This window comes from Panacibacter microcysteis, from assembly GCF_015831355.1.
GTDB lineage: Bacteria > Bacteroidota > Bacteroidia > Chitinophagales > Chitinophagaceae > Panacibacter > Panacibacter microcysteis.
In genome coordinates this window covers 136,881-163,768 of the sequence record NZ_JADWYR010000001.1, presented here as the reverse complement: position 1 = coordinate 163,768, position 26,888 = coordinate 136,881, and the positions used below count along the sequence as shown (strand labels likewise).

At 42.5% G+C, this 26,888-nt stretch carries 25 protein-coding genes; 13 read left to right on the top strand and 12 right to left on the bottom strand.

Annotated features, from left to right (window positions below; all coding sequences use genetic code 11):
• Positions 1 to 104 precede the first annotated feature (104 nt).
• The 3 genes from I5907_RS00720 to I5907_RS00710 all read right to left on the bottom strand — a co-directional run bounded on the left by I5907_RS00720 (position 105) and on the right by I5907_RS00710 (position 4,485).
• Complete coding sequence (locus I5907_RS00720; protein WP_196988836.1) at positions 105 to 2,114, bottom strand: OstA-like protein; 2,010 nt, start codon at positions 2,112 to 2,114, stop codon at positions 105 to 107.
• A gap of 14 nt (positions 2,115 to 2,128) precedes the next feature.
• Complete coding sequence (locus tag I5907_RS00715) at positions 2,129 to 3,139, bottom strand: MlaD family protein (protein WP_196988835.1); 1,011 nt, start codon at positions 3,137 to 3,139, stop codon at positions 2,129 to 2,131.
• Between the two features lie 431 nt (positions 3,140 to 3,570).
• The gene (locus I5907_RS00710) at positions 3,571 to 4,485 is read right to left on the bottom strand and encodes an N-acetylmuramoyl-L-alanine amidase family protein (RefSeq protein WP_196988834.1); all 915 of its coding nucleotides are present in this window, start codon (positions 4,483 to 4,485) and stop codon (positions 3,571 to 3,573) included.
• Positions 4,486 to 4,558: 73 nt separating this feature from the next.
• Here I5907_RS00710 and I5907_RS00705 point away from each other — a divergent pair, with 73 nt between their 5' ends.
• Complete coding sequence (locus I5907_RS00705; protein WP_196988833.1) at positions 4,559 to 7,261, top strand: putative LPS assembly protein LptD; 2,703 nt, start codon at positions 4,559 to 4,561, stop codon at positions 7,259 to 7,261.
• A gap of 140 nt (positions 7,262 to 7,401) precedes the next feature.
• On the opposite strand, the gene I5907_RS00700 is transcribed toward I5907_RS00705, so the two are convergent.
• Complete coding sequence (locus I5907_RS00700) at positions 7,402 to 9,432, bottom strand: M13 family metallopeptidase (protein ID WP_196988832.1); 2,031 nt, start codon at positions 9,430 to 9,432, stop codon at positions 7,402 to 7,404.
• A gap of 241 nt (positions 9,433 to 9,673) precedes the next feature.
• Between I5907_RS00700 and I5907_RS00695 the strand changes: the two genes are divergently transcribed.
• A complete protein-coding gene (locus I5907_RS00695; RefSeq protein ID WP_196988831.1) occupies positions 9,674 to 10,663 on the top strand; it encodes a bifunctional heptose 7-phosphate kinase/heptose 1-phosphate adenyltransferase in 990 nt (329 codons plus the stop codon).
• Positions 10,664 to 10,893: 230 nt separating this feature from the next.
• Here I5907_RS00695 and rpsG read toward each other — a convergent pair whose 3' ends face one another.
• The 3 genes from rpsG to I5907_RS00680 form a co-directional block, all read right to left on the bottom strand.
• Positions 10,894 to 11,361 carry a 30S ribosomal protein S7 gene (gene rpsG, locus I5907_RS00690; protein ID WP_196988830.1) on the bottom strand — a complete coding sequence of 156 codons (468 nt, stop codon included), beginning with the start codon at positions 11,359 to 11,361 and terminating at the stop codon, positions 10,894 to 10,896.
• 23 nt (positions 11,362 to 11,384) lie between these two features.
• On the bottom strand, positions 11,385 to 11,768 hold the full coding sequence (rpsL, locus tag I5907_RS00685; protein ID WP_196988829.1) for a 30S ribosomal protein S12: 384 nt from the start codon (positions 11,766 to 11,768) through the stop codon (positions 11,385 to 11,387).
• Positions 11,769 to 11,941: 173 nt separating this feature from the next.
• Positions 11,942 to 13,006, bottom strand: a complete 1,065-nt coding sequence (locus tag I5907_RS00680; RefSeq protein WP_196988828.1) for a branched-chain amino acid aminotransferase — start codon at positions 13,004 to 13,006, stop codon at positions 11,942 to 11,944.
• Between the two features lie 63 nt (positions 13,007 to 13,069).
• Here I5907_RS00680 and I5907_RS00675 point away from each other — a divergent pair, with 63 nt between their 5' ends.
• From I5907_RS00675 to I5907_RS00660, 4 genes are all read left to right on the top strand, one after another.
• The gene (locus tag I5907_RS00675; protein ID WP_196988827.1) at positions 13,070 to 13,624 is read left to right on the top strand and encodes a hypothetical protein; all 555 of its coding nucleotides are present in this window, start codon (positions 13,070 to 13,072) and stop codon (positions 13,622 to 13,624) included.
• 143 nt (positions 13,625 to 13,767) lie between these two features.
• Complete coding sequence (locus I5907_RS00670) at positions 13,768 to 14,235, top strand: DinB family protein (RefSeq protein WP_196988826.1); 468 nt, start codon at positions 13,768 to 13,770, stop codon at positions 14,233 to 14,235.
• Between the two features lie 20 nt (positions 14,236 to 14,255).
• Complete coding sequence (rdgB, locus tag I5907_RS00665) at positions 14,256 to 14,855, top strand: RdgB/HAM1 family non-canonical purine NTP pyrophosphatase (protein ID WP_196988825.1); 600 nt, start codon at positions 14,256 to 14,258, stop codon at positions 14,853 to 14,855.
• Positions 14,843 to 15,283 carry an acyl-CoA thioesterase gene (locus I5907_RS00660; protein ID WP_196988824.1) on the top strand — a complete coding sequence of 147 codons (441 nt, stop codon included), beginning with the start codon at positions 14,843 to 14,845 and terminating at the stop codon, positions 15,281 to 15,283. Before rdgB ends, I5907_RS00660 begins: the two co-directional genes overlap by 13 nt.
• Before the next feature lie 3 nt (positions 15,284 to 15,286).
• On the opposite strand, the gene I5907_RS00655 is transcribed toward I5907_RS00660, so the two are convergent.
• Positions 15,287 to 16,507, bottom strand: coding sequence for a glycoside hydrolase family 5 protein (locus tag I5907_RS00655; protein WP_196988823.1), 1,221 nt, complete (start codon positions 16,505 to 16,507; stop codon positions 15,287 to 15,289).
• A gap of 140 nt (positions 16,508 to 16,647) precedes the next feature.
• Here I5907_RS00655 and I5907_RS00650 point away from each other — a divergent pair, with 140 nt between their 5' ends.
• The 4 genes from I5907_RS00650 (at position 16,648) to I5907_RS00635 (ending at position 19,285) form a co-directional block, all read left to right on the top strand.
• The gene (locus tag I5907_RS00650; protein WP_196988822.1) at positions 16,648 to 17,250 is read left to right on the top strand and encodes a hydrolase; all 603 of its coding nucleotides are present in this window, start codon (positions 16,648 to 16,650) and stop codon (positions 17,248 to 17,250) included.
• A gap of 108 nt (positions 17,251 to 17,358) precedes the next feature.
• Positions 17,359 to 17,706 (top strand): DUF6496 domain-containing protein, encoded by a 348-nt coding sequence (locus I5907_RS00645; RefSeq protein ID WP_196988821.1) that lies wholly within the window; start codon positions 17,359 to 17,361, stop codon positions 17,704 to 17,706.
• Between the two features lie 17 nt (positions 17,707 to 17,723).
• On the top strand, positions 17,724 to 17,900 hold the full coding sequence (locus tag I5907_RS00640) for a hypothetical protein (protein WP_196988820.1): 177 nt from the start codon (positions 17,724 to 17,726) through the stop codon (positions 17,898 to 17,900).
• A 158-nt stretch (positions 17,901 to 18,058) separates the two neighbouring features.
• A complete protein-coding gene (locus tag I5907_RS00635) occupies positions 18,059 to 19,285 on the top strand; it encodes a 4-hydroxy-3-methylbut-2-enyl diphosphate reductase (RefSeq protein ID WP_196988819.1) in 1,227 nt (408 codons plus the stop codon).
• Between the two features lie 55 nt (positions 19,286 to 19,340).
• Here the strand turns inward: I5907_RS00635 and I5907_RS00630 are convergent, their stop codons facing one another.
• From I5907_RS00630 to I5907_RS00615, 4 genes are all read right to left on the bottom strand, one after another.
• Positions 19,341 to 19,895 carry a hypothetical protein gene (locus I5907_RS00630; RefSeq protein ID WP_196988818.1) on the bottom strand — a complete coding sequence of 185 codons (555 nt, stop codon included), beginning with the start codon at positions 19,893 to 19,895 and terminating at the stop codon, positions 19,341 to 19,343.
• Between the two features lie 170 nt (positions 19,896 to 20,065).
• Positions 20,066 to 20,473 carry a thiol-disulfide oxidoreductase DCC family protein gene (locus I5907_RS00625; RefSeq protein ID WP_196988817.1) on the bottom strand — a complete coding sequence of 136 codons (408 nt, stop codon included), beginning with the start codon at positions 20,471 to 20,473 and terminating at the stop codon, positions 20,066 to 20,068.
• Between the two features lie 79 nt (positions 20,474 to 20,552).
• Complete coding sequence (locus I5907_RS00620; protein WP_196988816.1) at positions 20,553 to 21,275, bottom strand: YebC/PmpR family DNA-binding transcriptional regulator; 723 nt, start codon at positions 21,273 to 21,275, stop codon at positions 20,553 to 20,555.
• A 342-nt stretch (positions 21,276 to 21,617) separates the two neighbouring features.
• Positions 21,618 to 23,147: an amino acid permease gene (locus I5907_RS00615; RefSeq protein WP_196988815.1), complete on the bottom strand. Its 1,530-nt coding sequence runs from the start codon at positions 23,145 to 23,147 to the stop codon at positions 21,618 to 21,620.
• A gap of 141 nt (positions 23,148 to 23,288) precedes the next feature.
• On the opposite strand from I5907_RS00615, the gene I5907_RS00610 reads away from it, so the two are divergent.
• The 3 genes from I5907_RS00610 to I5907_RS00600 all read left to right on the top strand — a co-directional run bounded on the left by I5907_RS00610 (position 23,289) and on the right by I5907_RS00600 (position 26,681).
• Positions 23,289 to 24,536, top strand: coding sequence for a dicarboxylate/amino acid:cation symporter (locus tag I5907_RS00610; protein WP_196988814.1), 1,248 nt, complete (start codon positions 23,289 to 23,291; stop codon positions 24,534 to 24,536).
• Between the two features lie 166 nt (positions 24,537 to 24,702).
• Positions 24,703 to 25,422 carry a DedA family protein gene (locus I5907_RS00605; protein WP_196988813.1) on the top strand — a complete coding sequence of 240 codons (720 nt, stop codon included), beginning with the start codon at positions 24,703 to 24,705 and terminating at the stop codon, positions 25,420 to 25,422.
• Positions 25,423 to 25,433: 11 nt separating this feature from the next.
• Complete coding sequence (locus I5907_RS00600; protein WP_196988812.1) at positions 25,434 to 26,681, top strand: MFS transporter; 1,248 nt, start codon at positions 25,434 to 25,436, stop codon at positions 26,679 to 26,681.
• Positions 26,682 to 26,888 lie beyond the last annotated feature (207 nt).

Genomic DNA, 26,888 nt, shown 5'->3' with positions numbered 1-26,888 from the left:
TTTGCACATGCAGTATCGTTGATGCCCGGCGTTATGCAGTACAAGAGTGCGACGCAAGGGACGATCAATAGCGTTGTTGCAGCCTGGTACATGAAAGAAAAAAATTAGTCGGCGAAAAGCTCGTACTTCGATTTCGGTCTTTGATCTTCGAGCCATTTAAAACCGCGGAGTTTTAACTCTTCGTGGTTTACCTGCCGCATAGGGTAGGTGGTGCCCACAAGGTTATTTCTAAAGACTACTTTTTGCGGTTTCTTTTCCTGGAAATACATGTCGATAATATCGGCGGTTGCCTGGTTAACGCCGATGAATTTATTGCTTTCATCCTGGGCATAATAGATACTTTCTGCGTTACTTTTTGCACGCAAAAAATCCATATTGCCGTTCTTGAAGTACCCATTGATGGTGCGGCCCTTTACCTGGTTGTAATAGTTGCTACCTACTTTATTTACCGTTAATGCATTTTCAAAAACGTACAGGCGGGATGGTTTTTTGTTTTGCGTGTAGAGATACATGGTATCCCCGGTTACCTGGCTTTCCCTGGCCCAAACCACGGGTTGCTTAAACAAACGAAAAGCAGAATCCTCCCCTGAGTAAAAGAGGCTGTCGCCCACGGCCTGTAATGAATCTGAGAAGATGCGCACATGGTAATAAGCTTCAAAAAACCGGTCTGTACTGTCGTTGCCAGCAAAGGTGGACGTATCTGCGAGCACCACTTTTTGCATGGCAGCATCTTTTTTTGCCAGCGCATCTGAAGCGGTGGCGCTGTCTTTGCTGAAAACGGTATCCTGCATTGCAATGAGCGAATCTTTTGCAGCCATTGCCTGCCTTTTTGCCGCGGTTAGTAATGTATCTTTTAGCGTGTCAGCAGTATCTTTTTTTACTGTAACGGTACTGTCTTGTTGGGTAATCAGTTTTTGCTGTGGTTGTTGCGTACTGTCTGGCGGCGATTGTTTACCGCGGGGTAACCGCGGCAGTTCCTTTCTTTCAGCCAGCGGCTTGCCGGCCGGTGGCATGTTTAATGAATCTGTTACGGTTTCGTCGTCATTACCGGCCTGTTCAAAAACAGGTGCAGTTTCTTTAACCGGGATGGCTGTATCTTTTTGAGAAGACAATTCTGTAATAACTGGTACGGTACGGTATTTCTTAAGATCTGATAAACGTGCGGAATACATCGTATCTGCTGCGACGAATAAGGAATCGCCTTCTTCCTGCTCAATGATCATGACCGGCTTTTCTGTTGCCAGGAAAGAGCTGTTCTTACGGTTACCGTTTAAATGATTGGCGAAGAGCGTTACTTTTTGCGCAGTATCTCTGTAGATCACTTTACCTCTTGCTTCATATAAACCGGTAGAGTCTTCGCTGGCCATTTCATCTGCGGTAATAAAGGTTGCTTTATCCCACACTTCGGTACGCTGGCCAAAATATGTTTTCTTTGTTTTGGTATCGTAGTAGCCATCTTTTGTTCTTACTGTGCGTCGGCCGCTGTCACTTACAATAGTGGTAGGTACTACAAATGTTGCAATGCCTGTATAAGTATTGTATAAAAGAGTGTCTGTTTTAATGGTGTATTCAGGATCTACAAGTACCACATCTTTTTTAAAATAGACGTCTCTAGTATCCTCGTAATAAAAACCTTCCTTACTGGTAAGTACGGTTTTGCCATTCACAACCTTACCGCCTTCATAGTAGTTACCAATATGCGTATTAAGATCGTAATCGAGTTTGGAAGTGGTTAATGTGCCTTTGCCATCTGTAAGTTTTACATTGCCATTGAGGTAAGCTTTTTTTTCTTTACCCAGGTATTTGAGGTAGTCTGAATAAATATGCAGGCTGTCATTATCATTGATATGTACTTTCCGGAATGCCTCGAGAATATTGGATTTTGTATTGATCGCCGCGCTATCGCAGTAAAACAATGTTTTTTCCTGCTGCACCGCCACATGCCCAACGAGTAGCTGGTACTCGGTTAAGGAGTCAACTTTTTTGAAACTTATTTTATCTGCATGTATAATGTTGATTTGTTTTTGACCGGCGCTGTCAACAATAATCGGTTGTTGTGCATATAAAAAACATGCTGTAAGCAGCATGTAAAATAACAGGAAGAGTTTTTTCAAGCTTAATTGCCCTCTCATTTCTTTTCAGGTGAAGTGCTGTCGGCCAGCGGCGCCGTAAGGTAATCTCCTTTATCTTTTTTACCGAATACAGAGATGTTTACGTAGCGTTTGGGATGGGCACGAAGGTCGTCCATTAATATATTCAGGCTTCTAACGGTATTGTTAAGGTTGTTGTACATTTCTTTGCTGTTGATGAGCGAGCCGAGCGTACCATCTGTAGAATTAACTTTTGTCATTACACCATTCAGTTTTTCAACAGAGCCTTTCAGGTTGTTGATGGCGCCGTCAATGTCTGCTTTTGCAAGGTTGTCTGTTGTTTTTTCAAGGTTAGAAAGCATGTTGTTGATCTTCTCATTATTGGCAGCAAGATTTCCTGAAAAGCTATCGAGGTGGTTGAGTGTATGGCTCAATGCACCAGACTGGTTATTCAACATGTTTTGTAACGAAACGGCAGATACCGCAATGCTCGCTGTTGCCTTGTTCAGGTTGAGCAATGTGCTTTGCAGGTTGCCTTTCGTGTTGGGGTCTAATATCGTATTAAAGTTTTGCAACAAAGAATCCAGCGATTTTAGGGTGGATTGCAACTGGTCAGACACTGGTGCAAGCTTGCCTGCAATTTCACCCAGCAGCCCTTTCGATTCGCGGGTTGTAAGCGTATCCTCGCTTTTTAAATAGCTGGTGCTGGTACCTGGTTTTATTACAATGGCCGGTGTGCCAAGCAAAGAGCCGTTTATTTCAGCAACAGAATTGGCAGGTATGTTGTAATCTTCATTCAGTTTTATTTCAACTACAACAGAAGTAAGGTTTTCATCTGCCGCCACAATGTCTGCTACAGAGCCTATCTGGAAACCGTTGAAATAAACAGGGTTCGATGGTTTCAGTTCCTGCAGGTTGGTATAATTTGCGTAGAGGTAAGTGCCCGTTTTAAAAAGACTTTTCCCTTTCAAAAAATTAAAACCCAGTATTAAAAAAGTAATGGCTATTGCAGTTAGCGCGCCGATTTTTGTTTCGTTGGATATTTTCACTTAGTTAAGTTTTTGATCAAATCTTCTTTCAAATATAAGTCCATATTTTTTATTGGGCCCGGCTGCATTACTGCTATAGCGCTTTGGTTGCGTCGCACTCTTGTACGGCAGTGCATTTTTCAGCAAGGTTTGACCCCGTTAAGTATCGTTGTAACCCGCTGCTGCGCGGTGTTTGCGCATAGCAGCGGGTAATGTGGTTGCATGCGCCTGGCCATTTTTTGCCCGGGCCGGGGCTTGTACAAAACAGATCGCTGCAGCTGCCATAAAAACGGAACCCCGAACCGAGCGTGGCAACAGGTGATGCCACAACATATGCTGCCGGTTACATACATTTTACTTTACATATGCAATGGGCGCAAAACTAATTGTTATGCAGTACAGACCTGGAAAAGATTTGTAAAATCTGTGTATCAAAAAGCCTGAAAAAAATGTTATGGATTTTCCAGCGAGTAACGATAGCGCTGTACTGCTTTGGTGATGGCATCCGCAGTTTCCTGCTGGCCTTTATCGCTGTTAAGGTATTCTTCTTCTTCGGGGTTGGTAATGTAACCTGTTTCAACCAGTATGCTTGGCATGGCCACGGCCTGTAATACCCATATGCCCACCTGGCGTTGCAATGCACCGCGAACAGCACGGCCAATACTTTGAAATTCTTCTTCTACAGTAAGTGCAAGGCTGGCACTGCGCTCAAAATACTGCTGGGTTTTTAAGCGGTAGAGTATCAGTTTTTCAGGTGCATTTGGGTCAAAATCTTCAATCTGGGTGCTCATGGTACTGTCTATGTACAAAGACTCATTCTCCCGCATGGCCAGTTCTTTATCTTCGTTTTTATGTACTGCCCAAATATAAGTTGAAGCACCTTTAGCCGGGTTGGGTGTGTACCATGTACGGTAAGTAGGTACTTTACGTGTTCTTTTTTTGCGGTTTTTTCCTTTGCCGGTATAATAAGTTTGTGTTTTGTAGCCGGTGATCTCACTGTGTTTTTGCGCAGGCGCAGCATCGCAGTGTATGGAAATGAAAAGGTCTCCTTTTGAATTGTTGGCTTTATCTGCTTTTTCCCTGGGGTTATCGAAAACGTCGGTCGTTCTTGTCATGATAACCTTTACATCAGGCATAGCCATCTGTAAAGTTTTCTCCAGTTTTATAGCTATTTGCAGGGTAAGATCTTTTTCGTACGAGTAGCTTCCTTTGGCACCGGCATCTTCCCCGCCATGGCCGGCATCTACCACGATTGTTCTTATTCTTTGTTTTTGAATAGGGGCGGGTTTGCCATTGCTTACTGTAAAAGAAGAAAATAGAAAAACACAACCTGTAAGCGCTGCAAAGAAGATTTTTTTGGTAAGCATAATTTCTGTTCGTTAAACTTGTTTTTCTTCACAAATCATTTATGTTTTAAAGCCCTACATTTGTCCGACTTCTATGGCGACGACTCGTTACAAAACTAATATAAAATATATTGTACTGCCGGTACTGGCCATGCTATTAACTGCAATAACGTTCATTACGGATGGTAAGTACAAAACTCCAAAACCTTTTTTCAAATTATTAACAGCTGGCAGCGATACAACGATCAAGGGGGATACTGTGCCGCCAAAAGTGAAAGATACAAGTTTACGTATTATTACAGACACATTTGGTGCCGGTGATACGGCTAAAAATATTGTTACAGTTGATACCCTCAGCTTTTCAAAAGACTCTATTGAGTCGCCTATAAAATACAGTGCAGAAGATTCGGGCGTGCTGGTAATTGATAAGAAACAGTTTATGCTTTACGGAAAAGCTAAAGCAGAAAATGAAGGCCTGGCACTGGATGCAAACACCATTATATATGACCAGGCAACAGAAGTTATAACGGCATACGGCGGAACAGATACTTCCCTGGGTGCATTGAATAAACCCAAGCTTACACAGGAAGGTACAGAATCCATAAGTGATACCATTCAGTTTAACCTAAATAGCCAGCGGGGTCTTACAAAGAACACTTATTTAAAGCAGGATGAGCTTTTTGTAAATGCAGAACGGTTCAAAAAGATTACCAAAGATGAGGGTTTTGGTTACCGCACCAGGTTTACCACCTGTAACCTGGATACGCCACACTTCGACTTCAGGGCTAAAAAGATCAAGATCATCAATGATAAGATTGCCGTTTCCGGGCCGGCATACCCGGAATTTGAAGGCGTGCCAATGCCGGTAGCTATTCCGTTTGGTATTTTTCCGCTAAAGCGTGGCAGGCATTCAGGGTTATTGCCACCATCATTTGCATCAAGCCAGGATTTTGGCTTAGGCCTCGAAAATATGGGATTCTATAAGGTGTTGGGCGACAATTACGACGTTACGATCCGCGGTAACCTTTATACCTACGGCGGCTGGAGTGTGAACATTACACCTGATTATTACAAACGCTATAAATACAAAGGCAACCTTAACCTCGCTATACAGAAAACCAAAATTCTTAATAGTTCAGCATCTGCCAAGGAAGAGTTTAGTACCACAAACAGTTTTTTTATTACGTGGACACACAACAAAGATTCAAAAGCCCGGCCAGGAACCAATTTTTCTGCAAGCGTTCGGGCAGGTAGTACAAAATACAACCAGTTTGTAACCAATAACAGTTATACCAATTTCCAAAACCAGTTAAGTTCTTCTATCACATGGTCTAAGATGTGGAGCCAGGGCAAATACAATCTAAATATCTCTGCCAACCACGATCAGAACAACAACCTTGGTTTGATCAACCTGCGTATACCAACAGTAAACTTTAGTACCACCACTTTGTATCCTTTACAACCAAAAGAATTTGTAGGCACACCAAAGTGGTATCAAAAGCTTGGTGTATCTTATACAGGAACCGTATTAAACCAAATATCATTTTACGATTCGGCATTTAGCACAAGACAACTACTGGACACAGCATTATGGGGTTTTGAACACAGGTTGCCACTTACACTTACATTGCCGCAACTGGGCCCGTTTACGATAAGCCCAAGTATTTCATATTCTGAAAGATGGTATGGCCAAATGCTGCTGAAAAACTGGAATGAAGCTGTAGACAGCCTTGAAACACGCATTCAGCGCGGATTTTATACTGCACGGGAAGTTACATTCGGTGTGTCTGCAAACACGAGGATTTTTGGTACGTTCAATTTTAAATCCAAAACAATTAAAGCATTGCGGCACGAGATTAAGCCATTTATCTCGATGAACTATAAACCAGATTTGGTAAGTCAGTATTACAAAAGAGTAAAAATAGATGCAAAAGGAACGGAAACAACATATTCCGTTTTCCAGAACGGTGTGTTGGGTAACTATAGCCAGGGAAAATTTGGCGGCATCAGCTTTGGACTGGACAATCTTTTTGAAATGAAGGTGAAGGATAAAAAAGATACGGCTGCTTCAGCAACAAAGAAGATCAGGCTTATTGACGGGCTGGGCGTAACAGGTGGCTATAACCTGATTGCAGATTCTTTAAACTGGAGCCCTTTTAGTTTTAGCCTTCGCAGCACCTTATTTGAAAAAATAAACATTACGGGTAGTGCGTCCATGGACCCATATGGTGTTGACTCTTTTGGCAGAAGGGTGAACAGGCTGTTGTGGAAAGACGGTAAAGTTGGCCGCTTAACAAACGGAAGCCTGGCTATTTCTACGTCATTAAAGAGCAAATCCAAAGATGGTAAAACAGACCAGGAGCGTGTGCCCGTTGATGAGACGCTTACTCCGGATGAGCAAATGCGGCAACTGGAATATGTGCGCAATAACCCTTCTGAGTTTGTAGATTTTGATATACCCTGGAATGTATCGCTTTCTTTTTCACTTAGCTTTTACCGTACGCTTGCTTCCAACCTAAGGGATTATACAACCACCATTAACAGTAACCTTAGTGTGAACGGGGACTTTAGTTTAACGCCAAAATGGAAAATTGGCGGTAATACTTATTTTGATTTTAAACAGGCTAAAATATCGCAGTTGTCGATGTTTATTACCCGTGAAATGCACTGCTGGCAGATGTCTATTAATGTAACGCCTGTGGGTTTGTACCGTTCATTTAACGTTTCCATCAGCCCCAAATCCGGTATACTGCGTGATCTCAAGATCAACCGTTCAAGATTCTTCTATAACCAATAACAAATACAACAGTACAAACAGGAATTCTTTAAGAGGGGTATGTACCGCGCACGCTGGTCGGTGCTGAGTAATGTACAGGAAGTACAAGAGTGCGACGCAACGATGCCTCACCCTTGTACTGCTGTTTGGTTAATTGTAATTTACCAGATCCGCACTCTTGCGCTGTCTGGGATAAACATCTTATTTCCCTGCTTTACATTGAAGGTTTCGTAAAATGCATCTACATCGCTCATAGGCCCGTTTACACGGAATTTTGCAGGCGAGTGTACATCTGTAAGAACCTGTGTTCTTAATTGCTGCTCCCTTGTGTGACCGAGCCAGCCAAGTGCATAACCCATAAAATATCTTTGGGCGGGGGAGAGGCCCGCAAGCTTTTCGTTCTTTTTGTATTGTTCGGTGTTTTTAAATGCATCCCACCCCAGCAGAATGCCACCAAGATCTGCAATGTTTTCACCCAATGTAGCTTTGCCGTTTATCTTGAAAGTGTCTACTACCACATAGTTGCCAAATTGCTTTACCATAACATCTGCGCGGTCGGTAAATTTCTTTTCATCATCTTTAGTCCACCAGCTTTCGAGGTTGCCTTGTGCATCAAACTGCCTGCCTTCATCATCGAAGCCGTGTGTAAGTTCGTGGCCGATCGTGGAAGCACCGCCATAGCCATATACCACAGCATCATCCAGTTCTTCATCTTTATAACCGGGTACCGTAAAGATGCCTGCAGGCATTACTATTTCGTTATTGGAAGGATTGTAATATGCATTGTATGTTTGAGGGTACATGTCCCACTCGTCTTTATCTACCGGTTTGCCCAGTTTGTTTACGTTATAGTTGTGCCACCACAAAGAAGCATTGATCAGGTTTTGCACATAACTCTCTTTGCCAACTTTCAGTGCAGAGAAATCTTTCCATTTATCCGGGTAGCCGATCTTTTTTGTAACAGATGCCAGTTTTGCCTGCGCCTTTGCTTTGGTACTGTCACTCATCCACGCCAGGTTTTGGATACGGTTTTGTAAAGCTCCGCGAATTTGTTCTGCAAGGGTTTCATACCGCTTTTTCGCAGTTTCATTAAAGAATTCTTTTACATACAACTGGCCAAGCAGTTCGCCCATTACGTTTTCTTCAGAGCGTATAACCCTTTTCCAGCGCGGCTTTCGTTCTGTAGCACCTGTAAACAGTTTGCTGAATTCAAAATCTTCCCTGCCAAATGCGTCAGGCAAGGCAATAGAAAATGCCTGTACCAGGTTAAGGCGCAGGTAATCTTTCCATGTTTCAATTGCTGTTGATTGCAGCACTTTGCCCGCAGTGGTGTAATATTCAGGCTGGCCGATAATTACAGAATCAACTTTGGCCACATCAAAAATGGTCATGTAATTATTCCAGTTTATAACGGTTGAGACTTTACTGAGGTCTTTTACCGCGAACTTATTATAGTTGGCGTAAGGGTCTCTCAGGTCTTCAATTTTACGGTGAGATTGTGCCAGTGCAGTTTCCAGCGCCAGTATGTTTTTTGCACCCGTGTTAGCCGCAACACTGTCACTACCCAGCATGGAAAGCATTGTAGCTATATATGTCACATATTTGTTCCGTATGTTTTGAGAAGTGCTGTCTGTTTTAAAATAGAATTCTCTTTCCGGCAGTCCCAGTCCTGTTTGCCACATTTGCAAGGCATATACAGTGCTGTTTTTTGCGTCCTGGCTTACACCAAAAGCAATTACGCCATCCACACCCATGCGGTCCAGCTCAGCCATGGTGCTTTGCAGTGAGGTAACATCTTTTATTGCTGCAATTTTATCGAGGTATGGCTGTATGGGTTTTATGCCTTCCTGCTCAATTTTTGCAGAATCCATGGCAGTGGTCCAGAAGTCGCCTATCTTTTGCTCATTACTGCCTTGCGCCGCATTGGCTTTGGCCGCTTCTTCATTAATAATACGTAAACGCTTCTGGTTTTCTTCAATTACAAGGTTGCCAATGCCCCAACTGCTTTCCTCGGCTGGTATAGGGTTCTTTTTTATCCAGCCACCATTTGCATAATCAAAAAAATCATCTGCAGGGTTTACCGTGCTGTCCATATTGGCCGCAAGTACATCAGGTTTGTCAGCCTCTTTTTTTGTTTCGCTGCACGATGCGCTCATTGCCAGCAGCACTGCCAGTGCAATGTATCTGTTCATAAATAAAATTTGTGGCAATGTAATAATTAGGTGGCCATTGTTGCTGTTAATTTGATGAACGTATGTAAGGTTTATGTGAGCCCGGCTTCATTGCTGCTATTGAACTTTGTTGCGTCGCACTCTTGTACTTCCTGTTCGCTTTGCAGCATTGGCAAAGCCGCTGTCGTGTATTTTTACCGGTTGAGTAATTAAAGGCGAATAGATACATTTGCAAACTGCCGTAATATCATAAACAGATAGTATGAACGATTTCAATAAATTATTTGCAGCATTTGCTGATCTTAAAGTGGCTGTAATAGGTGATGTAATGCTGGATACCTACTGGTGGGGCAAGGTAGACAGGATTTCACCTGAAGCACCTGTACCCGTAGTGGCGTTAAGAAATAAAGAGCAGCGTATAGGCGGTGCAGGTAATGTAGCATTGAATACTATTTCTCTTGGTGCAGAAACAACACTGTTTACGGTAACCGGTGCTGATGAAGATGCCGAAATGTTGTGTGGACTTTTACAGGATCAGCATATTGATACAAAATATATTGTAAAAAGTGCAGACAGGATAACAACTAATAAAATACGCATCATCAGCCGCAACCAGCAAATGATGCGGCTCGACTCAGAGGTTACGCATTATATCTCAAAAGAAGACGAAGAAACCCTGGTAAAGAACTTTATTGCTTATGTAAAAAGACATAAACCGTCGGTGGTTATATTTGAAGATTACAATAAAGGGGTACTTACTCAAACATTGATCGAAAACATTATCGCTGTTTGCAAAGAACATGATATTGTTACAACGGTTGATCCCAAGAAAAAGAACTTTTTTGCTTTTAAGAATGTAGATATTTTTAAACCGAACCTGAAGGAAGTTACCGAAGGGCTCAATCTTATTATAGAAGCCGTAAATGAGCAAACGCTGAGACAAATACACACCGAATTAAATGCGCAGTTGCAGCACAAAATATCTTTGATCACGCTCTCTGAAAAAGGTGTTTATATACAAAAAGGCAACTATGCCAGGGTAATACCAACACATGCCCGCAATATTGCCGATGTAAGTGGCGCCGGAGATACTGTTATTGCAGTCGCTTCACTTGTTTATGCAGCCACAAAAGATGTTACACTTGCTGCACAGGTTGCCAATGTGGCCGGCGGACAGGTGTGTGAAGAGGTAGGAACCGTAGCTGTTGATAAAGCGAAGCTGCTGGAAGAATGTAAACTCCTGCTAAAGTAATGTTCTATGTATTTCTTTTATTAAGGGTATTTCCCGGAGCGCATGCAAGAGAAACATGCGCTATATTTTTGGTATAAGCAGGGCAGCTCATTTAGCTTCGTTGCTGCCATCTTCCTTATGTACAAGAGTGCGACGCAACCAAAGCTGATGCACCAATCAACTGCCGGGTACAAAAAATAAAAAAAGCCACCGGTATTCCGGTGGCCTCAGTATTTCTAATCCAAAATGTGCTATACTTTAAAGTGGCTGAATGCTTTGTTCGCTTCTGCCATACGATGCGTGTCTTCTTTCTTTTTGTAAGCTGCACCTTCACCTTTGCTTGCTGCTACTATTTCATTGGCCAGTTTATCTGCCATTGTTTTACCATTTCGCTCACGGCTGTAACGGATCAGCCATTTCATACTTAAAGAAATCTTTCTGTCAAGACGTACTTCTGTCGGAATCTGGAAAGTTGCACCACCAATTCTGCGGCTGCGTACTTCTACAGCAGGCGTTACATTACCCAATGCTTTTTTCCATATTTCATAGCCATCATCACCGGTTATTTTAGATACTTTATCTACAGCATCATAAAAAATGTTGATAGCTACACTTTTCTTGCCCTGCCACATCAGGTTATTGATAAAACGGGTAACCAGTTTATCATTATAGCGTGCATCCGGCGCTAATGGTAATTTTTTGGCTTGCGACTTACGCATATCTGAAGATTACGTTGATTTAATTATTTTTTCTTTGCTTTTTCTTTCTTGGTACCGTATTTAGAGCGGCTCTGTTTGCGGTCTTTTACACCGGCAGTATCAAGACTACCACGTACGATGTGATAACGTACACCCGGTAAATCTTTTACACGACCACCACGGATCAAAACGATAGAGTGCTCCTGGAGGTTGTGGCCTTCACCCGGGATGTATGCGATAACCTCTACTTTATTCGTCAAACGCACCTTTGCAACTTTACGCAAAGCTGAGTTTGGTTTCTTTGGTGTAGTGGTATAAACCCTTGTGCAAACACCGCGACGTTGAGGGCAGGCATCCAAAGCCCTGGATTTGCTCTTCGCCCTGATAATCTCACGGCCCTTTCTTACTAACTGTTGTATTGTAGGCATTATGTACCAATTATTTTGGGACGGCAAAGGTATAAGCCTCACGGTAAAATTCCAAATAGATCATCTTTTTTTTTGAACATAATATCGATTTCTGCCTAAAATGTACCGTGATTGTGGAAAACAAAGCTATAAAAAAATAAAATGAGCGGCTGCAAACCGCTCATTTTTACCATTTAGATTTTTATAAGCCAGCCATATTTGTCTTCAGCTTTTCCTTCTTTTATAGCGTTCATTCTGTTTTTTAGTTCGGCGGCTATTTTAAAGTTTGCCGGTTCAAACTCCATCACCTGGTCTTTATATTTAAGTTCTTTGATCATTGCTATGGTTGCCGCGGTACCTGTACCAAAGACTTCCTGCAAATACCCTTTGCTGTACGCAGACGTCAATTCATCTATGCTTATTTTTCGCTCATCAACGGTAAAGCCCATATCTTTCAGGAGCATAATCGCACTGTCTCTCGTAACTCCCGCCAAAATGGTCCCCTCCTCAAGCGAAGGTGTAACGGCCAGACCATTGATTATAAAAAATACGTTCATCATGCCAACTTCCTGCAACCATTTGTGTTCAAATGCATCTGTCCACAATACCTGGTCGTAGCCAAGCTTTTTCGCATCTGTTGCAGCCTTCATACTGCCGCCATAGTTGCCTGCATTCTTTGAAAAACCAACGCCACCCGGTGCCGCACGGGTGTATTTTTCTTCTACGGCAATTTTCATGGGGGCGGCATAATACGGCCCCGTGGGGCTCAGCAGTATCAGGAACTTATATGTGTCAGAAGGTTTTACACCCAGTGTAGTGTCTGTTGAAAACATTACCGGCCGTATATACAATGAGTGGTCTGGTTTTGCAGGAATCCAATTACGATCCAGGTCAATCAGCTGTTTCATTCCTTCTATGAAAATGTCTTCGGGTATTTCAGGCATATTCATCCTTTCAGCAGACTGGTTAAACCTGCGGAAATTGTCGTACGGCCTGAAAATAAATGCATCGCCATCTTCGCTGCGGTATGCTTTTATGCCTTCAAAAATTGCCTGGCCATAATGCAATGCCGATAATGATGGTTCCAGCAGCAGTGGCTGGTAAGGCTTTATCTCCACATTTTTCCATTCCCCGTTTTCATAATCGGCTTCCAGCATATGATCAGTAAAATATTTACCGAAAGGAATATTCTCAAGGTTCAGGTCTTTTAGTTTGCTGCGCTCAGCTTTGGTAACATTGATTTCAAGTGCGTCTGTCATATCGCTAAATTTGTTGCAAAGAAAAGTAAAAAAGAAAACTAACGAACGTTAACAGTAATTCAAATGTCAACTTCATTACCTCATTTCATACTTGCGGGGCTTTTCAAAGACGCGCTTGTTATTACAGAAGATCGTTTTGAGCAGCAGGAACCCGCAAAAAAGCCGCGGCAATTTACTAACAAAACAAGCAATGAGGAAAGTGCACCACCACCAATACCAAAAAAATGGTTTTTGGGTGACAATAAAAGAAACGTGGTCATACTCTTAAAGGATGAAGCAGCAGTGCATATCAACGATGAGTGGCTGGGAACATTGAGTAAATTGCTGGCTGCTTGCAGGCTAAACCTGGCAGACGTCGCCATTGTAAACCTAAAACCCGGAATAACATTTACCCTGTTACAGGAGCAGTTACAACCGCAACATGTATTAATGTTTGATGTAAAGGCAGAAGAAATTGGTTTGCCATTCAGCATACCCAGCTACCAGGTACAAAAATACGGTGGCACCACGTTTATGATTGCACCCGCTGTTACACTTTCGGCTGATAAAACCAGCGATGCAATAAAAGCTGAAAAGCGCAATCTCTGGGAACGCCTTAAAGTCATATTCAATGTATAAATCTTTTGGAGCCGGGCTGCAGTGCAGGCATTAAGCTTTTGTTGCGTCGCACTCTTGTACTGCCGGAAACTTTATTGAGCAAACACGAAGATCTGATCGTAACAATATATAGACCTTGTCTTTAAAATTATAGCCTGCCTTCTATGGAAAAGAAAGCATTAATACTTAGAAATTTTGAAGAAGTAAGACGCCGTAGTATCATGCTGTGGAATGGCTTGCCCGAAGCCTGCAATTACTGGAAACCGGATGATGCTGCCATGAGCGCAATTGAACTGGTTCGCCATGTATTGCAGGCAGATTACGGCTGGAACATTATCATCAACAAAGGTGATATGACCAACTACAAGACACCATGGGATGGCAGAGATTTTATAAGTGTACAGGATGAGATAATATTTGCCCAGCCTTACCGTGAAACTTTTCTGAGGAGTGTAAACAGTTTTTCAGAAGAGCAATTGTCAGCAACCACCATCATACATCCGGGCAATGGTGCAGAAAAAAACCTGGCTGATTACCTGCTAAGAATTGCTTACCACGAATCTGTACATGCAGGGCAGTTTCTTTCTTACCTGAGAGCCATGAAAATTGACAGGCCTTTTATTTGGGATTAATAGCAGTTATAAACACTATTATGGAGCAACGAACAATCATTTTTGCAACGAACAACGATCATAAAGTGGCAGAGATAAGAAAAGTGATCGGGGAAAAATTCCGGGTTATTACAATGAAAGAGGCAGGAATAGATATAGATATTCCCGAGCCGCATGATACCCTTGAAGCAAACGCCACAGAAAAGTCAACCACGATATACCAGCTTACAAAGCTACATTGCTTTAGTGAAGATACCGGTCTTGAAACAGCGGCGCTCAATGGAGAGCCCGGGGTAAAAAGTGCAAGGTATGCAGGTGAAGGAAGAGATTTTCAGGCCAATATAGACAAGTTGTTGCGTAAGCTGCAAAACAAAACAGACCATACAGCAAGGTTTAGAACGGTAATCTCTTTAATATGGAACAACACAGAATATCTTTTTGAAGGCATATGTAATGGTGTTATTATCCGAGATCAAAAAGGAAACAAAGGTTTCGGCTACGATCCGGTGTTCATACCCGACGGTGCTGACAAAACATTTGCTGAAATGACCATCGACGAAAAGAATATTTACAGCCATAGAAGAAAAGCAACGGATCAATTGATTGCTTTTCTTCAAAAACAACCAGCATGGAACGAGTAAAAGTAAACCTTCCCGATGTTTTCAGTTTTTCAGTAGAATTGCGTATACGCATAACAGACCTCAATTTTGGCGGGCATGTTGGTAATGATACTTTTCTTTCACTGCTGCATGAAGCACGTCACGAATACCTGAAGCGCCATGGCTATGGCGAAGTTTCATTCGAAGGAGCAGGTCTTATTATGGCAGATGCTGCAATCGAGTACAAGAAAGAATTGGTACAAGGTGATGATATTAAGATATCCGTTGTAGCTGCGGGTTTCGACAAATACGGCTTCGATCTTTTTTACAAAATAGAAGTTAACCAGCCGGGCGGTTACGCGCTGGCGGCAAAAGCCAAGACAGGTATGCTCTGCTTCGATTATGCCAAACGAAAAATTGCATTGCTACCGGGCGCTGCACAAGAAAAGTTGCAGGCGTTGACTGCATAGATTTTACTCAGCTTTAAAACCCAGTGCCTTGATATAGCCATTATTTGGTGTGCAATTTTTAAAAGCACAATTTTTCAGAAAGCCATCCAATGCCTGAATGATTTCTGCTGTGTTGGCAGGCCTTAGTTTTCTTACCTCTTCAAAATTCTTTTTTGCCGTATCTGCATATTGCATTACCTGCTCATAATATTGAGGAACCTGAAAAGTAACAATGCCCCTGGTATTATCAAGCTTTTTATAGGGCCAGTAATGCCAGCTGATGTTATGAGCGTCCATTGTTTTCCTGAAAGCTTCAACCCAGGCATCATCGTTTTCGCCTGTTTCTCCGCAATACAGCGGCACATTGTACTTACTGCTGAAATCAATGTACTCCTGTATAACGTCTGCGGTGGTCGCAGTCCAGTATTTGTGAAAGGTGTAAACAAGTTTATCATCGAAAGGGGCACCAAACGGTTTGAAATTGGAATTCCATTGTGCACCGCCAATAAAGACCAGGTGGTTTTTGTCAACAGTTCTTATGGCAGCGGTTATACGTTTGTATAAAGGCTCCAGCAGCGGGTTTAGTTTGTCTTTATCGAAGTAGTGTGCAATTGGTTCATTTAGCAGGTCATAACCCAGTATTACCGATTCTTTGGCGTAATGTGTTGCAATACGTTTCCAGATATCTATGCATAGCTGCTGGCTGCCTTCGTTTTCAAAAATATAAGGATAGCCATAACTGTCATCTATATTATCTCCTGTTTGCCCGCCGGGTGCGCAGTGCATATCCAGCAATACATACAGGTTTTCTGCTTTACACCACTTTATTACACGGTCAAGCATTTTAAAACCGAGCGTTGAATCATTTACACCCATATAATTCTCATTCGTGAACAGGCGGTAATTGAATGGTACGCGAATGGAATTCATGCCAATACTTTTCAGGTAGTGAATATCTTCCTGCGTAATGTAAACATCAAGATATTTTTTCCAAAAGGCTTTCGTTGCATCAGGCCCTACGAGTTCTACAAATGTTTGATTGATGAGCCTTGGCGAGCTGGCATTGTTAAATTTAAACATGTAACCTTCCGGTACCAGCCAGTTGCCGAGGTTGGTGCCTTTTAGCAGCAGGGGTTTGCCATCAAGGCCGATAATGTCTTTGCCGTTGGTTCCAATAAATTTTTGTGCGCCAACATTAGTTGTGGTACACAACAGCAGCAGGAAAAGTGCAGGTATAAATTTCATACAGCAATATAGATTTTGAACGTGCTCAAAGCTGAATAAAGATATGCAGTACAAGTGAGTGACACAACAAAAGCTTCATACATGTACTGCAGCTAAATACACCTATACTTACAATGTTTATGTTTGTAAAAAATTAGTGCATGTCATCGTTACTACTCAACAGAACAACTTTTGGAGATACAAAGAATAAAGGCAATGTTCTTTCTGAGCAGGAAGCAAATGAACTTTTTACTACGTGGGTGTTGAATGCCAAATTGCAGTTACACATGAAGCAGGTTGGGCACTTAATGAAATGCTGGGCAGCAGAGCAGGAACACCTGGGCGAAGAGGATCAATGGCGCTGGGAATTAGCAGGGTTACTACATGATGCAGACTGGGACCAGTGGCCTGCGCAACATTGCAGGAAGATTATTGAAGAGCTTGAAACAAGAGATATTGACCCGGAAATAATCCGGGCCATTGCGTCTCACGGGCCCTTGCATTTTGGTGTGCAGCCTGAAACCAGGATGGACAAAATGTTGTATGCATTTGATGAATTAAGCGGGCTGGTACATGCATATTCGCTGATGCGGCCAGCAGGGTATGAGGGTATGGATCTGAAAGGTGTAAAGAAGCGCTTAAAAGAAAAATCTTTTGCCGCAAATGTTTCAAGAGATGACATCAATGATGCCTGTGCACGTGCCGGTTTACAGCAGGATGAACTGATTATGTTTATTATCGCGCATCAGCCTGCTGTGCAATAAATTACACAAAACAACTGCTGTAGCGCATATTTGGTATTGTTATGTTGTTGGCAATCTATTTGCTGCTTTTGCTGTGATAACTTAATCCATTAATTCAAAACATTATTTATGGCAAAGTATGCTAAGAAGTCGCAGGCAAAGGTTAAGCGTGCAATGGAAGAAATGAAAGAAGGAACATTGAAAAGTGGTAGTGGCAAGAAAGTGACAGACCCCAAACAGGCAATTGCAATAGGCTTGTCTGAAGCAAGAGAAGAGGGTGCGAAAGTGCCTAAAAAAGCTTCTTCTAAAAAGAGTGCAACAAAAGCAGCGCCCAAAAAAGCGGCTAAGAAGGCGGCTCCGAAAAAAGCTGCCGGTAAAGCAGCAACAAAAAAGGCAGCAATGAAAAAATCTGCAAAAAAAACCACACCAAAGAAAGCGGCTACCAAAACGGCAAAGAAATCTGCCGGTAAAAAATAAACAACAAATGCTGACATATGAAATCATCAACACACACGCAAAAGAAGGCTATGGAAAAGCCCATGAAATCGAATGTTCCAAAACCAGACGTAAGAGATAACCTGGACAGCAGGAAAAACGAGGAGTTTGAGATCAATAAAGGCAAGGTTACGCACAACGAAAAAGCGCATCACCACGAAAACAAAAAAAATTAAAGGCCGGAAGGCCTTTTTTTATTTTGGGTTTATTGACTGCACTTTATATGTGTGGCAGCAAACGTTGTTACAACTGCCTGTTTTACTAATGATGGCATGCGTTAATCTTGTTTTAGTAAAAACAGGCTTTAAACCAACTTTATTAACTTCGCAGCCAAATGAAGAAGTTCAACGTTCCTAATATATATCGCAGCGATTTAATGAGCGCTATTAAGAACAACCGGAAACAGGCTGATAAACTAAAAAAAGACTTTACGCCTACACTGCTCGATTTCGGCCCGGTACAGATATACCTGGCCCGCCATTTTGGTTTTTGTTATGGTGTAGAGAATGCAATAGAAATTGCATTTAATACGATTGATGAAAATCCCGGCAAGAGAATATTCCTGCTGAGTGAAATGATCCACAATCCCCAGGTGAATGCAGACCTTACTGCACGCGGTGTTCAGTTTTTGCAGGATACTTATGGCAAACAGATCATTCCTTTCGACAGTCTTACGCCGGACGATGTGGTGATCATTCCGGCATTTGGTACAACGGTGGCTATCGAAAAACTGTTGAATGAAAAAGGCATCAGGACAGAGCAATACAATACCACCTGTCCTTTTGTTGAAAAGGTTTGGAACCGCAGCGAGCAAATTGCTAAAAAAGGTTACAGTATTGTAGTACATGGCAAACCAAAACATGAAGAAACAAGGGCAACCTTTTCTCATGCATCATCTCATACACCCACAGTGGTGGTGAATGACATGCGTGAAACTATAGAGCTGGCAAAGTATATTACCGGCGAAAAGCCCGCCGAACATTTTTATACCGAATTCAATGGAAGGTATTCAGCAGGGTTCGATGTAATGCGGGATTTGGAGAGGATTGGTGTGGTAAACCAGACAACACAACTGGCTACAGATACACAGGCTATTGCCGAATACCTCAGAGATGTTATTAAAAAGTATTATGGCCTTGATGAGATTACAATAGCTGGGCGCTTTTCTGATACAAGAGATACATTATGTTACGCCACGAATGATAACCAGGCTGCAGTAGCAGGCATGCTTGAAACTCCTGCCGATCTTGCAATTGTAGTGGGTGGATACAACAGCAGTAATACTTCTCACCTGGTAGAGCTTTGCGAACAAAGGCTGCCTACGTACTTTATAAACAACGCTGATAAAATAATTTCCCGTGACGAAATCATTCATTGCAATTGGGTAACAAAAGAAGAAAAAACTGTGAAAAGTTTTTTGCCTTCTGCAACGCCTGTAAAAATGCTGATTACAAGCGGTGCAAGTTGCCCGGACGCTGTTGTGGAGGATGTTATTGATAAAATAATATCATTTTATCCCGTTAATAATTCCATTAGTCAGCTTGCAGAAAGTTTTATATAAAAGAAAACTGCAACGGTAAACCATTGCAGTTTTCTTTATTATCAAAAACCCCTTGTTATTGCCTGGTCACGATTTCAAAAACCTGGTGTACAATGTTGTTACTGGCTTCTTTTGCTTCAGTGAAAAAGTTAAAGGTAGAAGTGTAGCGGTCAAAAGTTACTGTAAGCACTTTAAAAGATCCGGGTACAATCTGGGCAGCCATTACATCATTTGGTGCAAGAGTAAGATTACCCGTTTTTGGATCAATGGTAAGTTCATATTTCCAACCTTTGTTTGTAAGCCCCCCGTCTGCGTAATTCAATAATACTTTGTTCCTGCCGGCAGGTATAAATTTCTTTTCAATAACATAGTCAAGCGAGATGATCGCTGTTGTATCGCTCACTTCGTTCCTGAAATCTGTTCGGCTGCCCCTCGAACTAAATGTTGACCTGAAAAATTTTACAACGGCTGTGTCAGATACAAGTTCAGATGCCACACTTTGTGAAGCTGTAAGCGCAGTATCAGCTTCTTTTTTGCTACCAATTTCTTTAGAGCAGCCGATAAAAATAACGGTCACAGTCAGTGTAAGTACAATGATTCCTTTGATGTTTTTCGCCTTCGTCAATTGCATGTTCATTTGTTTTAGGTAATGCACTCCCTATACGGCCACAGGCCGTAACAGGAAAAAAATATTTAGTATGGAACTGGTTAGCACACTCCCGGGAGCTGTGTGTAAGGTGTTCGCATTATAGTACGCAAGGCAATACGTAAGTGTTGGGGCCAGTCAAAAAGAAATTGTATTTAATCCAGGAAGCGTCGTTTAACTGCAGGTGTTGGTAACATACAGGCATCTTTTTTACCAAACCACTTATACCTGTTTTTAGCAATCCATTTGTACAAAGGGTTGCTTATAAAAGAAGGGAAAATGCGCAGTGCAAACAGTGATTTTGCCGGCCAGTCCAGGTAAGCGGCAATGCGCAATGCAGCATCTGCATAGGTATAGGCTTTGCCATTTTCAATAAATACCAGGCTGTCTGTTTCTTCCGGTATTGCATACTGTTTTCTCAATGCAGTTCCTGTTGCTGATTGTAACGGTGAAAATTTCAGCCTTCCATTGCTGTCGTTGCGAATGGCGAAATTGACCATGGCGTTGCAGTAATTGCAAACGCCATCAAATAATACAATAAGGTTTCCTGCTCCAGTCGTCATTGGATGGCAAAATTAGGCTAAATAAAAAAGGCTGATCCAAAGATCAGCCTCTTCACAAATATTTAAAATATAATGTATGTTATCCCATATTATGAAACACCTTACTTACGTCATCATCCTGCTCCAGTCTTTCTATCAGTTTACTTACGTCTTCTGCCTGTGCGTCGGTAACCGGCACTGTTGTAGAAGGAATCCATTCCAGCTCCGAGCTCAGCGGCGTAATGCCTTTGTCTTCGAGGGCTTTCTGCAGCCTGCCAAAGTCTGTAAAAGCACACCGTAATACAACAATGTTATTACCTTCATCATCGGCGCTTTCACCCATTTCTTCCAGTCCAAAGTCTATCAGCTCAAATTCGAGTTCTTCAATGTTCAGTCCTTCAGGCTTCAGTTTAAAAACACCCATTTTTTTAAACTGAAAGCTTACGCTGCCACTGTTTCCAAGTGCGCCGTTGCCTTTGTTGAAGTGGCTTTTCACATTGGCCACCGTCCGTACATGGTTATCGGTGGCGGTTTCTACCAGTATTGCTACGCCATGTGGTCCGTAACCTTCATAAAGTATCTCCTCGTAGTTATCCATTTCCTTGCCCGATGCACGTTTTATAGCTGCTTCCACGCGGTCTTTCGGCATGTTTACACTCTTCGCATTCTGGAAGCAGCGGCGCAAAGCAGGGTTTGTGTTGGGGTCTGGTCCGCCGGCTTTTACGGCAATGGCAATTTCTTTTCCTATGCGGGTAAACTGTTTTGCCATCCTGTCCCAGCGGGCAAACATGGTGGCTTTACGAACTTCAAAAATTCTTCCCATAATAAATATTCGTTGTGGGTTTTACTTTAATTGTTTGTTTCCAACTTTGGTTCTTTTGGCATCGCCTGTTGTGTCACTCACTTGTGCGTTCCGTTTTTATGGCGGCTGCAGCGTTCCGTATCTCTTACCGGCTTATAAGCAAAAGCCTAAACAGAACAGGTAAACGCTGTTACACCCGGAGGTGTTGCATTATGTTATACAGTACAAGAGTGCGACGCAACAGCAGCTTCATACATGTACTGTTGCCGGGCTCCAAAAGATCTGCCACTCAAATTTTGAGCGGTGGCAAAATTAGGTTTTCAGTTCTGTACAACAAAAAACCCCGCAAAGCGGGGCTTATTTTTAATTGAAATCTTTTGCGTGTGGTATAATCTCTGAGGGGTTTCTCAGTTTACTGTGGTGGCGGCTGTATAGAAAATAAACCACCAGTCCTATAGCCATCCAAACCAATGCAACTGTAAGCGTTTGTGTATCCAGGCCTACAATCATCGCCGAGCAGATAAGCACACCAAGAGACGAAACAATTGGTACTGCAGGTGCCCTGAATGGCCTGTGAATGGTTGGTTCTTTTTTACGCAATACCCATACACCCGCACTTACCACTACAAAAGCGAATAATGTTCCGAAAGATGTAAGATCACCCGCAACATGGCCGGGTACAAAAGCTGCAAACAAACCAACAAATACAAACAATATCCAGTTTGCTTTATAAGGTGTTTTGAATTTCGGGTGCAATTCATTAAAAACTTTTGGTATCAGTCCGTCAGAGCTCATGGTATAAAATACACGGCTCTGTCCCATTAACATTACAAGAATTACAGACGAGAAGCCCGCAAGAATTGCTATAGTTACAGCAGTAGCCAGCCAGGTATAATTTGTCATGTATGTGCTAATGGCATAAGCAACAGAAGCTTCACGTCCCTTTTCAGGATCTACAAAATCTTTCCAGTTTGCCACGCCCGTTAAAACGTGCCCAAATAAAATGTATAAAATGGTACATACAACCAGGGAGCCAAGTATACCAATTGGCATGTCTCTTTTAGGATTTTTTGCTTCCTGGGCAGCAGTACTTACTGCATCAAAACCAATGAAGGCAAAGAATACAATGGCTGCGCCACCCAAAACACCTCCCCATCCATGTTTGTTCCAGCCGCTGTAGTCAGCAATTACTTTACCAGCCTGGTCTGTAACAGGCGGTGTTCCTTCAGGAATAAGATAAGGTGTGTGGTTGGCAGGATTTATATACTGCCAGCCAATAGCTATAAAGAGTAAAACGATCGATACTTTAATGATCACAATGATCATGTTTACCGTAGCACTTTCCTGTGTGCCTTTTATAAGCAGCAGGGTAAGCAATAACAAGATTACCAGTGCCGGCGCATTTACGATGCCTGAATGCAAAATGCCGGCAGAATCTGTAAAACTTTCAAAGGGGGAGTGGCACCATTCATACGGTATTCGGTTACCTAGCAGCTTGTTGAGGTATTCACTCCATGCAATAGAAACGGTTGCGGCACCCAACGCATATTCCATAATGAGTGCCCAGCCAATTACCCACGCTACCAGTTCGCCCATTGTTGCATAGCTGTAAGCATAAGCGCTGCCCGCAATAGGAATCATGGCAGCAAACTCTGCATAACATAAACCGGCAAAAGCACAACCGATGGCTGCTACTATAAAAGATAATGTAACACCTGGCCCTGCAGCCTGGCCGGCAGCAGCGGCTGTTCTTACAAACAGACCTGCACCAATAATAGCACCAATTCCAAGCGCTACCAGGTTACCTGCACCCAGGGTTCTCTTTAAACCTTTCTCGCTATCCTCTGCCTGCGCAAGAAGAGATGATAAAGACTTTTTTGCAAATAAACTCATACAATTGGTTCGTTTTTAATAAAATGGATTTGCCAAAATAAGGATTTCTTTTTGTTCGGCTTTAAATCTTTTATAAAGCCGTTTAGCAAGACTGCTGTTAATTTTTAAATACTATATTGCGGCTTTATAAACACTACCTGCATGAAGTCTTCCGGCAAACTTACATGGTATATTTTGGGTGCTATGATCCTCGGCGCTGCTGTAGGTTATGCAGTACACGTTAATGCTTCGCCGGAGTCTGTTACTTCTTTTTCAACCAACATAAAATTACTTACCACTATCTTCCTGCGCCTGGTGCAAATGATTATTGCGCCGCTCGTATTTGCTACGCTTGTTGTAGGTATAGCAAAACTGGGCGATCTTAAAACGGTAGGTCGTGTAGGTGGAAAAGCGCTGTTGTGGTTTATTACCGCCTCACTTACCAGCCTGCTGCTGGGTATGGTACTGGTAAATTTCTTCAAACCGGGAGCCGGGCTGGATCTCAACCAGGCCAATAAAGAAGCCGTGAGTGCACTGGCTGGTAATACAAAAACTTTTACTCTGCAAAATTTTGTAGAGCATGTTTTTCCTAAAAGCCTGATAGAAGCAATGGCTGGCAATGAAATCCTGCAGATTGTTGTTTTCTCTATTTTTTTTGGTATTGCTACGGCTGCAATGGGCGATTATGCAAAGCCACTGATAAAAGCGCTTGATATCGCATCACATATCATACTCAAAATGGTGGGTTATGTAATGAAGTTTGCACCCATTGGTGTATTTGGTGCAATAGCCGCAGTAATAGCTGTTAATGGGTTTACCATTTTTGCATTTTATGCCAAATACTTTATATACTTTTTGCTTGGTATAATGGCATTGTGGATTGTATTGATTGCGGTTGGGTTTATTGTGCTGGGTAACAGGATGCCGGCATTACTTAGGCGTATTGTGCAGCCACTGTTCATTGCGTTTACCACAACAAGCAGCGAAGCCGTTTTTCCAAAACTTACAGAAGAATTGGAGCGGTTTGGTTGTAAAGACAAGATTGTTTCATTTGTATTGCCGCTTGGTTACTCTTTCAATCTGGATGGCAGTATGATGTATATGACATTTGCCAGTATTGCCATTGCGCAGGCGTATGGGATACACCTTGATACCGGTACGCAGTTAACCATGTTGCTGGTACTGATGTTAACCAGTAAAGGCATTGCAGGTGTACCGCGTGCTTCGCTGGTAGTGGTGCTGGCCACCTGTGCCATGTTTAAAATACCGCCCGAAGGCGTAGCTTTAATATTACCCATAGATCATTTTTGCGATATGTTTCGCAGCATGACGAATGTGTTGGGCAATGCACTTGCCACCAGTGTGGTGAGCAAATGGGAAGGTGAACTGGGTGAAGAAGCCGTGGCATAAACCACAGAACTAAAGTACCAAAGTTGAAGATTTGTTTGCTTTGCCCGCGTGGTGGAATATGCTCAGTAAAAGGCAGGCGTACAAGAGTGCGACGCAACGGTTGCCCAATAGTAGCAATGCAGCCGGGCTCAAAAAAAAATATTATTACTAAGAACGACTAATATACATGATACCTTACCTGTTAAGTTTTGACTGGCACGAGTTATTACAGCCACAGTTTTATATTCAGAATGGTGGCTTGTGGTTATTGCTTTTTGTAATTTTTGCAGAAACCGGTTTGTTTGCAGGCTTCTTTTTGCCAGGCGACAGCCTGCTTTTTGTTGCAGGTATTTATGCACAGAATATGGACGATGGCAGCCCCGGTTTATCGCACTCATTTTTAAGCCTGATTGGTTTGGGTGGTGTAAGCAATGAAGCGCTGGACCTCTTTGTGTTGATAGCACTTGTGTCTGTAGCCGGTATTCTCGGTAACTATGTTGGTTATTGGTTTGGCCGAAAGAGTGGGCCATTTTTGTACAACAGGAAAGATACTTTGCTGTTTAAGAAGAAATACCTGTACCAGGCACAGGAGTTTTATGAAAGATATGGTGGCTGGGCAATTGTAGCGGCCAGGTTTGTGCCCATCATCAGAACTTTTGCACCCATTGTTGCTGGTATTGTACAAATGGATAAAAAGAAATTTACCTACTTCAACCTGGTGGGTTGTATTGCATGGGTAGCCAGTATGATACTTGCCGGTCACTTCCTGCAAAAATGGATATTGGAGTGGTTCAACTTCGACCTGAAAGAACATCTTGAAATAATTGTTATAGGCATTGTACTGGTCTCAACAGTACCCATTATCTGGAAGTTGTTTTTCAGTAAAAGCAAAAAAGAAAGCGTTTAATCAACCAACGTATGCAAGAAAAGAAATACGGCATACTCTCGCTGCCTGTATTGGTTGCCGCCCTCGGCTACTTTGTAGATATCTACGATCTGCTGCTATTTAATATTATCCGTGTTCCTTCGCTTAAGTCGCTCGGCCTGAATGATCAGCAGATATCATCAGATGGTTTATTCATCATTAATATACAAATGATCGGCCTGCTCGTGGGCGGCATATTGTGGGGTGTACTGGGCGATAAACGGGGGCGTTTAAAAGTTTTGTATGCATCCATTATTTTATATTCTTTCGGCAACATTGCCAATGGCTTTGTACAAACTGTAGACCAGTATGCCATCGTGCGTTTTATAACAGGTATAGGCCTTGCAGGCGAGCTTGGCGCAGGTATAACACTTGTAAGTGAACTGTTACCCAAAGAGAAAAGGGGCATTGCAACATCAATGGTGGCAGGCATTGGGTTAACAGGTGCAGTATTTGCTTTTTTCTTAAAAGAAATGTTTATACAGCCCGATAACTCGGGCTGGCGCATTTGTTACTTTATCGGGGGTGGGTTGGGTTTCGTGTTATTGCTCATGCGTGTTGGTGTACTCGAATCAACCATGTTCAAAAGCATTGAAAACAAAAAGGTTTCCAAGGGAAATTTCCTGATGCTTTTCAGTAACGGAAAACGCCTGAAAAAATACCTGCTTGCCATACTCATTGGTTTACCCACCTGGTACGTAATCGGCATCCTCATTACATTCTCCAAAGAGTTTGGCGCAAAGATGAACATACAGGGCGCCGTTGACCCCGGTAAGGCTGTAATGTTTGCATATGCGGCCATTTCTGTTGGCGATATACTGGTTGGCTTTGTAAGCCAGTATTTCAAAAGCAGGAAGAAAGCACTGTACATTTTCTATGGTATAACTGCGCTTGCAATGGTATGGTTTTTTAACCTGCAGGGCGCCAGTGTAAACCAGCTTTATATGGCAAGTGCGCTGCTTGGGTTTGGTACCGGTTTCTGGGCCATTTTTGTTACCATGGCCGCCGAACAGTTTGGCACCAATATAAGGGCAACTGTTGCCACTACGGTGCCAAATATGGTAAGGGGTTCATTAACGCTTGTCTCTATCCTTTTTATATGGCTGCAGAAAAGTTACGATTATGTAACAGCCGGTTGGATAACAGGTATCGTTGTAATGACCATAGGGTTACTCTCCGCAATTTTTACTGAAGAAACTTTTCACAAAGATTTGAATTACCTTGAAGAAGAAACGGTGTAAAACAGGTTGCCCGCCACAGGCCGGCTTCTGAATTGCAGTTGTAAAAATGTCTTTGTTTTCCAGCAGTAGTTTTTTATGGCATCGCCGGTTGTGTCACTCCCTTCAGGGTTCTGCTTTCATGGCATCTGCAGCGCGCTGTTTCTTCCATCGCCGTATAACTCAGCCTGTCATTCTTATCTTTATAACAATTAATCAGGGAATAATTAT